Origin of the sequence: Methylobacterium sp. 092160098-2, assembly GCF_028920805.1 — a bacterium.
Taxonomy (GTDB): domain Bacteria; phylum Pseudomonadota; class Alphaproteobacteria; order Rhizobiales; family Beijerinckiaceae; genus Methylobacterium; species Methylobacterium fujisawaense.
Genome location: NZ_JAQPZJ010000002.1, coordinates 472,728 through 483,777, shown reverse-complemented (window position 1 = coordinate 483,777; position 11,050 = coordinate 472,728). Strand labels below are relative to the sequence as shown.

The 11,050-nt window shown below is 60.9% G+C and carries 15 protein-coding genes; 3 read left to right on the top strand and 12 right to left on the bottom strand.

What is annotated here, in order from left to right; all coding sequences use genetic code 11:
• Positions 1-45 precede the first annotated feature (45 nt).
• Positions 46-378, bottom strand: a complete 333-nt coding sequence (locus PQI07_RS27660; RefSeq protein WP_043378319.1) for a hypothetical protein — start codon at positions 376-378, stop codon at positions 46-48.
• A gap of 226 nt (positions 379-604) precedes the next feature.
• Here PQI07_RS27660 and PQI07_RS27655 point away from each other — a divergent pair, with 226 nt between their 5' ends.
• Positions 605-1,480: a cytochrome P460 family protein gene (locus PQI07_RS27655; protein WP_051975888.1), complete on the top strand. Its 876-nt coding sequence runs from the start codon at positions 605-607 to the stop codon at positions 1,478-1,480.
• A gap of 36 nt (positions 1,481-1,516) precedes the next feature.
• The gene (locus PQI07_RS27650) at positions 1,517-2,113 is read left to right on the top strand and encodes a cytochrome P460 family protein (protein ID WP_051975887.1); all 597 of its coding nucleotides are present in this window, start codon (positions 1,517-1,519) and stop codon (positions 2,111-2,113) included.
• 473 nt (positions 2,114-2,586) lie between these two features.
• Here PQI07_RS27650 and PQI07_RS27645 read toward each other — a convergent pair whose 3' ends face one another.
• The 5 genes from PQI07_RS27645 to PQI07_RS27625 form a co-directional block, all read right to left on the bottom strand.
• A complete protein-coding gene (locus tag PQI07_RS27645; protein WP_139239449.1) occupies positions 2,587-3,498 on the bottom strand; it encodes a helix-turn-helix domain-containing protein in 912 nt (303 codons plus the stop codon).
• Complete coding sequence (locus tag PQI07_RS27640; RefSeq protein ID WP_158713259.1) at positions 3,495-3,635, bottom strand: hypothetical protein; 141 nt, start codon at positions 3,633-3,635, stop codon at positions 3,495-3,497. The genes PQI07_RS27645 and PQI07_RS27640 overlap by 4 nt, the downstream gene beginning before the upstream one ends.
• A gap of 343 nt (positions 3,636-3,978) precedes the next feature.
• The gene (locus PQI07_RS27635; RefSeq protein WP_043378316.1) at positions 3,979-4,530 is read right to left on the bottom strand and encodes a carboxymuconolactone decarboxylase family protein; all 552 of its coding nucleotides are present in this window, start codon (positions 4,528-4,530) and stop codon (positions 3,979-3,981) included.
• A 45-nt stretch (positions 4,531-4,575) separates the two neighbouring features.
• Complete coding sequence (locus PQI07_RS27630) at positions 4,576-5,103, bottom strand: YkgB family protein (protein WP_043378313.1); 528 nt, start codon at positions 5,101-5,103, stop codon at positions 4,576-4,578.
• Positions 5,104-5,182: 79 nt separating this feature from the next.
• Positions 5,183-5,491 (bottom strand): hypothetical protein, encoded by a 309-nt coding sequence (locus PQI07_RS27625; protein WP_043378310.1) that lies wholly within the window; start codon positions 5,489-5,491, stop codon positions 5,183-5,185.
• A 168-nt stretch (positions 5,492-5,659) separates the two neighbouring features.
• Here PQI07_RS27625 and PQI07_RS27620 point away from each other — a divergent pair, with 168 nt between their 5' ends.
• Positions 5,660-6,175, top strand: a complete 516-nt coding sequence (locus tag PQI07_RS27620) for a MarR family winged helix-turn-helix transcriptional regulator (protein ID WP_081948528.1) — start codon at positions 5,660-5,662, stop codon at positions 6,173-6,175.
• On the opposite strand, the gene PQI07_RS37920 is transcribed toward PQI07_RS27620, so the two are convergent.
• From PQI07_RS37920 to PQI07_RS27600, 6 genes are all read right to left on the bottom strand, one after another.
• Positions 6,166-6,597 carry a LysR family transcriptional regulator gene (locus PQI07_RS37920; RefSeq protein WP_179239981.1) on the bottom strand — a complete coding sequence of 144 codons (432 nt, stop codon included), beginning with the start codon at positions 6,595-6,597 and terminating at the stop codon, positions 6,166-6,168. The two genes, PQI07_RS27620 and PQI07_RS37920, sit on opposite strands and share 10 nt — an antisense overlap.
• Positions 6,598-6,625: 28 nt before the next feature.
• Entirely contained in the window at positions 6,626-6,985 is a 360-nt protein-coding gene (locus PQI07_RS27615) for a hypothetical protein (RefSeq protein ID WP_179696548.1), read from the bottom strand.
• Positions 6,883-7,167, bottom strand: a complete 285-nt coding sequence (locus tag PQI07_RS37915) for a cyclase family protein (RefSeq protein WP_179239982.1) — start codon at positions 7,165-7,167, stop codon at positions 6,883-6,885. The genes PQI07_RS27615 and PQI07_RS37915 overlap by 103 nt, the downstream gene beginning before the upstream one ends.
• A 306-nt stretch (positions 7,168-7,473) precedes the next feature.
• Positions 7,474-7,842, bottom strand: coding sequence for a cupin domain-containing protein (locus PQI07_RS27610; protein ID WP_059408428.1), 369 nt, complete (start codon positions 7,840-7,842; stop codon positions 7,474-7,476).
• Positions 7,843-8,912: 1,070 nt separating this feature from the next.
• Complete coding sequence (locus PQI07_RS27605) at positions 8,913-10,004, bottom strand: hypothetical protein (RefSeq protein ID WP_139239620.1); 1,092 nt, start codon at positions 10,002-10,004, stop codon at positions 8,913-8,915.
• Positions 9,997-11,049 (bottom strand): AAA family ATPase, encoded by a 1,053-nt coding sequence (locus PQI07_RS27600; RefSeq protein WP_179696867.1) that lies wholly within the window; start codon positions 11,047-11,049, stop codon positions 9,997-9,999. Before PQI07_RS27600 ends, PQI07_RS27605 begins: the two co-directional genes overlap by 8 nt.
• Position 11,050 lies beyond the last annotated feature (1 nt).

Genomic DNA, 11,050 nt, shown 5'->3' with positions numbered 1-11,050 from the left:
TCGGACGAGGGCCGCATATGAACCTGCAGCCTCGTCGCACGTCGCTCAGGCTGTGCGCACGCGTTCAGGAAAGGCTGGTATCGCGCTCCGCGGGATGTGAGAGCCCTGATTCGCTGCCCGGCGTCCGCTCGCACCGCGCCCGCTCGGACCCCCGTTGGAGGCGGCCGCCGCTCGCATCGTCCCGATGCGCCCGGCGATGGTCTGCTCGGCCGCACTCGCGATGGCACGGGCGATCTCCTGGCCGACCTGATCCTGGTCGTCGGCGGCAGCGGCGACGGCGCGCGCCGTGCCACTCGACTGCGCGATCGTCGCCGCGATACCGCCGACCGCGTCCGTTGTGCTTTGCGCTGCGGCATGGATCGCGTCGACCTGACCCATGCTCCGGATCGTGAACGTCGCCTCTTTTTCGTGAACGCAATCGCGCGTCGGCGCGGGCACCCTTACGCGTCGCCTGCGAACCGGGCGTGATCTTGCAGAGGGCTGGTCGTGTGCCTCATATCTCGGGCTGGCCCGGCAACCGGCCAGGAACACGCGCGCGTGCCGAACCGTCGAGCTTCGCCCTGACGCGCCGTTCGGGCCATGCCGCAATCCGGAGGATCCGAAAATGTTCTTCATGTCTCGTCATCGCTGGACGCTGCTTCGGACGGCCGGGGCTGTCGCCCTGATGGTCGGCTGTGGCGGGATCCAGAGCTCCGAGGCGCAGACCACGCCGCCGCCCGCGGCCGGTACGGCGCGGTCGGGGCAAGTACCGCCGCCCCAGCCGAGCGGCGAACCGCAGCCCCGACAGACCCAGTCGCAGGAGCGCACCCCGGAGCAGCTTAGGCAGACGCCACCCCCGCAGCAAAGCGGCGCAGCCCGGCAGAACCAGCCGCAGGAGCGGGCTGCGGCCGCGGCCGAATCCGGTCGTCCGCCGGCCCAGCCGTACACGGTCGACGGCAGGCGGACCCCGTACGTCGCCGAGTACCTGCCGGACGGCCGGCTGGTGCGCCCGATCGGCTGGCGCGAGTGGCCGTTCATCGGCACGCCGCTGACGCCGAACCGGCTCAACCTACCGGAGGCGCCATTCCCGGAGTTTCACATCGTCTATGTCGAGCCGACTGCTTGGGAGCACTTCAAACGGACGGGAGAGTTCCGCGAAGGTACTGTGATCGTCAAGGAGCTCGTGCGCCAGCAGATCAACAGCACGACGGACCCGGCAAACGGCGCGATCACGGAATCGAGCGGCAAAGGCTATTTCATGGCAGAGTATGCCGGTCTCGAGGCGGCTGTGAAGGACTCGCGTCGCTTCGCGAACGAACCGGGTCAATGGGCCTACTTCTCCTTCGGTCACGTGCCCGAGGCACAATACGCCTCGGCGACCGAGGTAAAGGCCGTCGAGACCTGCAATGCCTGCCATGCTGCAAACGCCGGCCGGGATTTCGTATTCATTCAGCACTACCCGGTGCTGCGTGGCTTGCTGGAGCGCGTCGGCAAGAACTAGGGGCCCAAGCGCTCGGCGTTGTCAGTGGAGGATCATATGTTCCGTCGCCGTCTTCCCTCGGCTACTCTTCTTCTAACCTGCGGAGCGACGCTCGCCGCGGCGACAGGCTTGCTCGCCCAACAGGTACGGTCCGCGAACGTTGCAGAAACCCCGAGGGCGTCGGTTGGGCTGGTCGACGTCGCCGGCACCATGCGTCTACCTCTCGACTATCGAGCGGCTTACCAGTTCCTCGGCACCTGGGCTGTCGCCTCCGATACCGTGCCAGGCTCGAAGGAGATGCATACGGTCTACGTCTCTCCGGGCGCGATCGACGAGTATCGAGCCAACGGCCGGTTCAAAAATGGCACCGTCTTGGTGAAGGAGGTGTTCAACGCCGAGAGCGAGGACATGACCACCGGCCGGGTGAGTCGGGCCGCCGGTCTAGCCGGTTGGTTCATGATGGTGAAAGACGATCGCGGCAGCTACCCGGGCAATCCGCTTTGGGGTGACGGGTGGGGCTGGGCATGGTTCGACAAAGGGAGCCCGGACAAGACCAAGACGCTCGACTATCGCCAGGAATGTCTGGGCTGCCACACCCCGGCGCAAGCCACCGACTGGCTGTACGTCAAAGGTTACCCAGTCCTTGCCCGCTGAGGCCACGCTGCTGCTCGATCAAGCTGGATGGCACATCACGACGAAGCTCGCGGTTGTTGTCATCATCCTAGCGCCATTGCCCTCGACCTCTGCTGCGACGCCTGCAACGGGCTCGTCGACTGATCCCCGCGCATCACCTCCATCAGCCTGAGCGAATGGGCCAGGCGCTCTGTTCACTAAGAGGTCCGAACAACCTGCCGCCGCGTGATCTCGTAAGTTTCATCTTTCTTATTTATTGGCAGGGGGCATTTATTGTCTTCGATTGATAAAACAAAAAATATCTAGTTAATGTATATCATAATTACAATATCGATATATCACGGGACAAAAGTAATTATTTAATGTATCAAATTAACTAAAGCAATATGCAATACTCGTTGCTGGAATTTATCCAGACGTGCATGCAAAGTCCTCTCCGAAAAAATTGAGAATCCTGCTGCAGCCGTCGCTTCGGTGTGGAGTGTCAGAAAAATTCACGAGAGCCGCTCCCGTCGATATGCACTCGGCGTACAACCAATCTGCTTGCGAAACCTGGTCGCGAAGTGCTGCGAGGAGTGGAATCCGCACGCAAAGGCGACCTCGGTGATCGAGCGGCGCGGATCGAGCAGCATTTCGCACGCGCGTTCGATACGACGGCGCATGAGCCAACGGTGGGGAGGCAAACCCGTTGCCTTGGCAACAAGAGTCGTGAGCTTGCGTGGAGATAGCTGCGCCGCGCGAGCCACGTCCACCAGCCTGATATCGTCGGCCCAACGCGATTCCATGTACTCGATCGCCCTTCCGACGGCGGGATCGAAACGGCTACGGCGCGGACCGAGGGATTCCCAACGGACTGCGCCGTTCATGGACGAGTGCTGCCGAAGAAGATGGACCGCAACCTCCAGTCCCAACGTATCGATGCGAAGACGCGATAAAGGTCGAGCCATGCGCATTTCAGCCAGCATCTCGACTTCAAGGCGACGAAGTTGCCAGTCAGGAACGGCTCTGGGGTCAATCGATCCTGTTGGCGCAGCAGACGAAACTGAATCCCCGGACTCGACTATATCGCCAAGCGACGGTTCAGGTACGTAGATATTCAGGGTGCGAAATCCGCCGATCGGAAGCCGCGGGTGTTCATCTAGACACACCAAGTAAATGCTACTTAGTGATTTTTGAGTATGAAATTGATAATTATCGTCTTGCAAAATGTCGCAGTCGAATGTGCAGAACCGAAGTGTCAAGTCATGGTGCTCGCGGTTCGGCTCGGCCCAAGGCTTCCAAGCCTCATCGTCGTTGCGCGTCTGGAACGCCACGGATTCGGTGTACTCTGCTCGTCCCTTCGGCCGCTTGACTGGTTGGCTATCCCGGCCTTGTGCCAAAAGGGCGATGATCGCCGGCGTGTTCACGAGCAGTCCCCCCTCCGATCCGGGCGCCCATAGTTCAGCGCACGCGGCACGAAGCCGAGCGCCTGTTCGACGTCGGCGAGCACCACCTTCGAAGCTCCGGAGCAGAGGTCGGTAGTATGGACGGTGAACTGGATCATAACGGGGTCTTCCGGCGATCTTGGGCGGGGGCGTGGATCGCCCGGAACGGCCGCTAGTGCACAGACGCCAACGAACGCACCACGTGCCTGTCCGTTAACTTGCTGCTATCGATGCGAAAACGGCGCTGCCTTGTGTACGCTTTGTCGGCGTCAGAGCACTAGCTGGACCTCGTCATACGATCGGAGAACGCAGCGCGTCGGGCTGGAGCGCTCTCCGCCGAAATGAATGACGGTCCGGTTAAAGAGAGTGCGTCGAAACGGAGCTCATGCGCCCCACGGCGGTGATCCGCACTCCCACGACGGAGCCAGAGCCCATGTGCCGAGGCTCCGGCTCCGCTCGACGTCAGCCCGCGATGCGCGTGGCAGGCCCGATATGCGGGAAGTCGACCTCGGTCTTGAACACCTCGTTGACGTAGTTGGTCAGCACGTTGACCGCGACATGAAGCACGATCTCGACGATCTGCGCGTCCGTGTAACCGACCCTGCGCAAAGCCGCGAGGTCGTCCTCAGCGACATCGGCGCGGGTGACCGCGATCTTGCGGGCGAAGTTGACCGCCACATCCGCGCGGGCGTCGGTCGAGCGGCCTGTGCGGTTGGCCGCGATCTCCGCCTCATCCAGCTTGCGGTGCTTGGCGAGCGCCGTGTGGGCGGCGTTGCAGTAGTCGCAGCCGTTGACGTTCGCAATGGCCAGCGCGATGCGCTCGCGCGTCGCGGGATCGAGCGTACCCCGTGCGAGAGCACCGGAGAAGGCCAGCACGCCTTCCAGGCCGGCCGAGCTCTGCGCGAGGACCTTGTGAAGGTTCGGTACGACACCGAGCTGCGTTCTCACACCCTCAAGCAGATCTTTGACGCTACCGGTCGCCGTGACCGGGTCGATGGAAGCGATGCGTTGCATGGTGGGTCTCCTCATTAATGGTCGGTATCCGAGGCCGGCGACAAATCAGTCGCGACGGTGACGGATCGCCTTGAGCGAGTCGGCGGCAATCCAAAGCGAAATGGCGAGCAGGCCGACATCCTTGAGGAGGAACTGACCGATCGACACCGAGATGGCGGGGAAGCCGAGCTCCGGCGCGGCGACACCGGGCGTCGACGCCATAAAGCTCAGGGTCGTGACGAAGAGGCCGGCCGACAGGAGACCGCCGAGCGCGGAGAGCTTGGGGTTGACGAGCCGCGCGGCGACGAGGGCGCCGATGCTGAGTTCGAGCACGCCGAGGAAAGCCGAGAAGCCACGCACGCTGAAGATGCTGTAGAACCAGCTCAACAGCGGGCTGTTGCCGACCAGCGGAACCAGTCCTTCCGCTTCATAGGCTGTAAACTTCATTCCCCCGAACCAAGCGTAGATGACGGCGAGCGAACCGTAGAGCGCCGCTCGGGTCAGGTGATCCCCGTACCGCTCGATCGCAGTCAAAGCCGGACCGACTTCGACAAAGGCGCCGCTTCGGCCGGAAACAAGAGAGTGATTGGACATGGGAATCGAGCTTTCTATTGCGAAGTTGTGCCGGCGGAGACGAGATGCACCTTCGCCGTCCAGGAGAGGGTACGACGCATCACCGCGCCGGAACTTCAAAGCGGGCGCCCCGGACGTCGATGGCTCGCGTCGGGTTCCGAGCCGTCGATGCCGTGGTCGCAGGCTGTCCGGAAGAGGCGGTGTAGGCGGTGGTCCGACCGTTGCTGCGCAACGGGGCAGGGCCCGCGCCGTTCGGGGCGGCGGGCGTGATCTCCCGGGGGTCGATCTCCGGCGCGACGAATTCGTGGCCCCAGGCGGTGAAGGTGCGGCTCTGCTGGGCCGCGGCCGGCAGCGTGGTGGCGGTCAAGGCAAACGCGACCGTGAACGCTGACATCGTGCGCATGAACATCTTGGATCTCCGTCGAGCCTGAGCGGGTCTCTGCCGCGATTGATTCGAGGCGGCGAATGGCGCCGCTCGTTGAACAAGTTTTATATAAAACCATTTTCGTCCGCGGCACGTGCGCCGGCGCACATGATGTGATATCAAACTTCTTGGAGGTCCGGCTCGGCGGCTCGCATGAGCGCTCGCTCGATCTATATCCTAGAACCAGCTTCCGTTTGGAACCACGACGTGCCCTCGTCCTTCAAGCTGACCCCCGTCGCGGCTGCAGCCATCGAGCAGGCATGCATCTGCGTCGCCGTCCAGCGCGCCGCCCGCGTGATCGGGCGCGAGTTCGACGCGGCGTTCCGAGCCGTCGGTCTTTCGAACTGGCAGTTCACACTTCTCACCGTGCTCGCCTGTGCTGACGGACCGACGATGCGTGAATTGGCCGATGAGCTTGCCCTCGATAAAAGCACGCTCACGGCCAACATCAAGCTGCTCGAGCGGCGTGGGTTGATCACGATCGAACCCGATCCGGACGATCGGCGTGCCCGGCGCGTTCACCTAACAGAGGTGGGCCGTGCCCGTCTCGACGAAACCGTTCCACTGTGGGAGCACATGCAGGCGGAGTGTTTGGCTCGTCTCGGCGAGGCAAATGCGGGCTCGCTTCGCCGAGCATTGGCGAAGTTGGCGGACCGTGATCAAGTCTGAACCCAAGTAGGCCGTCCGTATGGTCGTTGTCGATACTTGCATGAGTCGGGCTGTACGCGTCGAGAAGCTGACACGCTTGTCCCGCGGCGATGGCTGCGACCAGCTCCCCGAAGCGATCCCATTCGATCTATGTCGAGGGCGAGTGCGGAACGAACCGTGTGTTCGGAATCGACGATGATGGACCGTGCAGCACTCCGCAGCCGATGCCCGGCGATCGTCGGCTCTACGCCACGAGCCGACCCATCGAACAGCGAAACCGGCAGCGTGTCCTCGAGCGCACGAATTCGACGGCTCACTACGGACGCCGGCGATCCGAGTACCTCGGCGGCGCACCGAATGCTTCCAAGCTCGTTGACCTGAAGCGCGATATGCAACGATACGAGATCAATCGGGGTGGCTTCAAGCCGGCCTCCCGATCGCACGGTGCTTCCAGCCCGACGAGCCAAAGCGTCATCCGATCCGAGCGGGGCTCAGCCCCACGTCCTCCGCGGACCGGCCGGCTCGATTTGGCAGGTCGCTATCGCCGGCGGCCGGCATTAGGGCGAAAATCCGTGCGGGAAAGCCCGCGCTCTGCTTCATCTTTGGCCAACTCGCGACCGGCAGACAGCCGCACATGTGCACCTGATCGAGATTGACCGTCAGCTCGACCTGCCGGCGGGGCAATCCGAGAGCGTAGGCTTCCAAGAACACGGCGCCTCCGCTGACGATCACGTCCGGGTCGGTATCGGTGGTGTCATACCCGGAAGCGGTGATGTCTCGTTCCTCATGCACGTAGGCAGGAACGTCGCGGCTCCAGCCGGGAAGTGGCACATGCCGGCCACATGCCGGTTCAGCATGCCCTCCTGGCTGGGCCAGCGACGCGACCAGTCGGTCCGCGGCGCGACGAAGGCGCCCGCCGGCATGGGTCCGTTGTGTCCTTCCCAGGCTCGGACATCCTCAAGCCTCGCACGGTAATCCGGATCGGTTACCGTGTGCTCGCCGATGATCGACACGACGAGCGGAAAGACCAGCTCTGCACCGCTATCCGATGCAGGAAGCGGGGGACCCGCACGAACTGAGCTGGCGGGTCGACATGCGCGCCCCACTGGCCCTGCAATCGCCACTCCTCGGCAAGGAAGCCGTGTTTCTTGCTGCCCACGCCGGGATCTTGGTGGTAGATCACCGTCCGCTGCGCCGGGGCGAAGCTCGAGCGGTGGAGAATGTCCACGTCGAAGGCATGCGCCAGGTCCCCCAGCGCGCCGCACGCAGTTGCGGCAGCAGCGCCCAGAGATCCTCGACCGAATGCGGGTCGTGCCCCATCAGGCGACCCGGCCGAGCTCGCGAATGGTGTGCTCATTCTCGACGTTGCCGGTGTTCAGCGTGGTGTTCGGCTCCAACAGCACGACATGGCACTCGTCGGTGAGCGCCTCCGGCAAGTGCTCGGTCCCGTGAGGGACGATGATGAACTCGCCCGGATCGAGATCAAGCGCCGGCCGGTCGCGGAAGCTCATTCGCAACCGACCCTCGACGACGAGGAAGAGTTCGTCCTCCTGGTCGTGCTGGTGCCAGTGAAAGGAACCCCTAAACTTGGCGAGCTTGACCTGAAAGTCGCCCAGGTCGCCGGCGATCTTGGGGCTCCAGTGGTCCGAGAACGTGCTGAACGCCTTCGCGAGGTTGACCTTGTCCATGATGTCGCTCCTTGCTGTGGAGGGCTCTTGTTGCAGCCCCACGCGGCCGCGAGCGCAGCCCGGATGGCCTCGAACTGGTCGGCGAGCGCGGACGATTGGGCCTGGAAGACGCCATCCAACACTGCCGTGCCGACCGTGAACGCGACGGCCCCCGCGCATAGGGCCTCTATCACCCGCTCGGGCCGATCGATCAAGCCCGCGACGACCACCGGTTCGGCACGGTGTCGAGGCCGCGTTGCCCGCCTTGCGCAGCAGGCTCTAGGACGTGAACGCCGAGGACGCTCCGTGCACCTTGTCGCGCAGCATCGGAGCGGCGAGCGCGTCACGAGGTGGCATCGCCCCCCCTTCAAGCCTCGACCCGGATCGCGGCGGGTCCGGCCTCGAACCGGCCGACGATGGCGGCCTGTGCGAAGCCCGTGTCGGGCTCGGAATAAATTGGCACCGAAATAATCTGAGCTCTCAAGCGATCTCACCGCCGACGACACTCTTATTCTGTCACCGAATGCCGGCGAATTGACACCAAAAAGCAGTTCGAACAAATATTCTGACACTGGATCGACCGCACGATAGCTCCTCATTGACAGGGTGAAAGCCAGCTTTATTGAACCGACCGATAGACACCGAGCGCAGAACGGTTAAACAGCTGTAGCTACGCACGCTCTAGCCAGATTTCGGACATATGGATTCGGCGCGGCGAGCCTGTTCACATCACGACTCCGCACCTGATGTTGCAGCAGTTGAGAGACTGATTTCGAGGGAGTGGGACATGGAAAGGGCATCACCCGCGCAGCCGCCCCGCCGTAGCACTCGCGCGGAACCCTCAAATCAAAATACGAGCAAGCTTAATATTTTCGACGACGCATCCGGCCGTCCACAATGCAACATGATCTCTCAACTTGCGCGGGAAGATCTGTTTTTCAAGGCATTGTACCACCCAGGAGTGAGACTCCTGCTGGAATTCATCTCGGATGATTACAAGACGATGCGCGACATCGAACGAGAGATATTAGGAAAAGACGAAGCCGAGTCCTGCCTCAGGAGAGTCGCAGAACTCGAAATTGTTGAAAAAATCAAGACTGAAATGGGCCCGGCATATCGATTACGCCCACGGGCAATGATTCCGGTTCACGATTGGCTGGGACGCCTCTCAGGAAACTCTGGTATTTAAAGGAAATTGATCGCCAAGATTCCGAAGAAAAATCAGGCCTGACCCTGCGAACAACCATGTAGTTTTTCTCGTCAATTCCCATAATTCTAAAGATACGCCTCTCCATCGATCGCTTAAGCTTTCCGGAAGGGAGCAATTTTACTCGACAACGTACTTCCATGAACGCCGCAAACCAGCCCAATTTAATGCTACATTCTTCATGAGACCGGACTATATCTGCGATTATGCCATCGAGACAAGAGGGATATTCGAGCGCAAGCTCAAGGCCGCGGAAAGTTGCAAATGCCCCATGTGGCAAGATACGGCCTGCGACAATGAAGGATAGACTGGCGAGAACCGAGAAGAAGGCGAGTTGCTCGCGGGCAGTTGAATGCGCAATTATGGCCGGCAACTGCGTGAGGGCGTTCGCGTCGCGACGCAGCACGCCGACCATTAGCTTGGCCAACTCCTGTTTCCTCTCTGAGGCGTACCGGGGCGCGACCATACGCAAATCGATAGCGCAGTTTTGACACAGATAGACACTCTCGATTCCTACCCAAGAAAGCGACTTCTGACATGTAGGACAGATTTGAACAAAACATTCCCCAGTGTCCGGATCGCATGGAAGGCAGGCGACTTGCCAGTGCGCCCTGATCCAGGGAATACCATCCGATTTGAGCATGCCGGGTGCCACTCGCCGCCGATGTGGCTCGATGACGTCCAAGCCAGCGTCCTGACCGAAAAGCTCAAAGCCGTTCTTACCTTCGGCAAATGCATCATTTGCAAGCTTTTGCAGCTCGAGACCCGCAAGGTCCGCAAACGTCTCGAGTTGGTATCTGCGAAGCGGGACAGAAGCTAAGCTATTCGCGTCTACCTGCAGGCCAAAACGCAGAAGCATCTCGACCGATATACGTTTTATCCGAGCGTAGCGCACGACTACACTTCTTAGGTCCTCCCCAGGTTGTGCTTGTACGGTTCGACGCAGCCGCGCCGCTGAAGGAGGCACGTCACTCATCGTAAAGCGTCCTTCCTTTGCGTCGCTTCCTATCGTCCAAATTGATGCGCATTGCGTCCTCGACCGACAGCGGAATATTGGGAAGTTGGAAATCTTTGACCCAAGGATTTACGCCATTCATTGTAGGATCGTCGCCATGAAGTAGATCGAAAGCTTGATTTAAATGCTTGATAGACAACGTCGAAGGCATCGTTCCCTCAGCGCAATCGGCGAATGCCAAATCAGTCGCAGCGCGAGTGAGCAGGGTGAGCCGCCCAAGACGGCCGCGCGTTGCAAAAAATGTCGACTGTAACCAATCCTTCGTCGACAATCCCGGCTTCTGCAAGAACGGTAGCTTGTCTTCAAATTTTTTAATTACACTAGCGAACGCAATTTGTTCTTTCCGCGCACGGAACGGCAGCGGCTTTAAGAGTACTCTTGGACCCGCACGTTCCTTAACTGCCTCATGTCGCGAGAACAATTCCTCTAGGAGCGGAGAACCGGTGATTGCGATCGGAAACGTTGCTGCATTCTGCATGGTTATGAGCATACTTCTGGCTGCATCGACTGCCGCAGAAGATCCACTTCTGAACAAATTCTGGTACTCGTCGAGCGCGACAAGCGTGACGTTGTTGTCATTGGAAATATCTATAGCGCGCTGAATCGCGTCACGCTCACGTAGGGGCGGCTCATACCTGCGGCCCCGTGCGCTCACACGCAAATCCTCGAAGAGGCGCAACCATCGGGTCGCAACACCTAGCGGTGTTTCCCCGGCAGAAAGCTCGAGGTAAACGATCAAATGGCCGTTGCCTTCGATGAGCCGCTGAAGCCCCTTTCCGACCTGTGTGCCAGTAAGTTCTTCGATGTGACGTTTTAGAATTTCGCTTTTGCCGCAACGTGAATATCCGCGTATATATCCTACGGATCCTTCCCTGCGCCGATTCGGAGCGAACGTGAGGTGCTGGAGAGCCTGTGCGGCGATCTTGATCGCATCATGCCGTATAAAGATCCTGTCTATGTAATCCAGCCGCTTCTTGTGCGGAAGCTCGTGAGGGAATATTGCCACC

What these genes read in the sequence shown, in the direction of transcription:
- PQI07_RS27660 (WP_043378319.1), bottom strand. Translation starts at nt 378, where the DNA reads ATGGGTCAGGTCGACGCGATCCATGCCGCAGCGCAAAGCACAACGGAC.
- PQI07_RS27655 (WP_051975888.1), top strand. Translation starts at nt 605, where the DNA reads ATGTTCTTCATGTCTCGTCATCGCTGGACGCTGCTTCGGACGGCCGGG.
- PQI07_RS27650 (WP_051975887.1), top strand. Translation starts at nt 1,517, where the DNA reads ATGTTCCGTCGCCGTCTTCCCTCGGCTACTCTTCTTCTAACCTGCGGA.
- PQI07_RS27640 (WP_158713259.1), bottom strand. Translation starts at nt 3,635, where the DNA reads ATGATCCAGTTCACCGTCCATACTACCGACCTCTGCTCCGGAGCTTCG.
- PQI07_RS27635 (WP_043378316.1), bottom strand. Translation starts at nt 4,530, where the DNA reads ATGCAACGCATCGCTTCCATCGACCCGGTCACGGCGACCGGTAGCGTC.
- PQI07_RS27630 (WP_043378313.1), bottom strand. Translation starts at nt 5,103, where the DNA reads ATGTCCAATCACTCTCTTGTTTCCGGCCGAAGCGGCGCCTTTGTCGAA.
- PQI07_RS27625 (WP_043378310.1), bottom strand. Translation starts at nt 5,491, where the DNA reads ATGTTCATGCGCACGATGTCAGCGTTCACGGTCGCGTTTGCCTTGACC.
- PQI07_RS27620 (WP_081948528.1), top strand. Translation starts at nt 5,660, where the DNA reads ATGAGCGCTCGCTCGATCTATATCCTAGAACCAGCTTCCGTTTGGAAC.
- PQI07_RS27610 (WP_059408428.1), bottom strand. Translation starts at nt 7,842, where the DNA reads ATGGACAAGGTCAACCTCGCGAAGGCGTTCAGCACGTTCTCGGACCAC.
- PQI07_RS27605 (WP_139239620.1), bottom strand. Translation starts at nt 10,004, where the DNA reads ATGAGTGACGTGCCTCCTTCAGCGGCGCGGCTGCGTCGAACCGTACAA.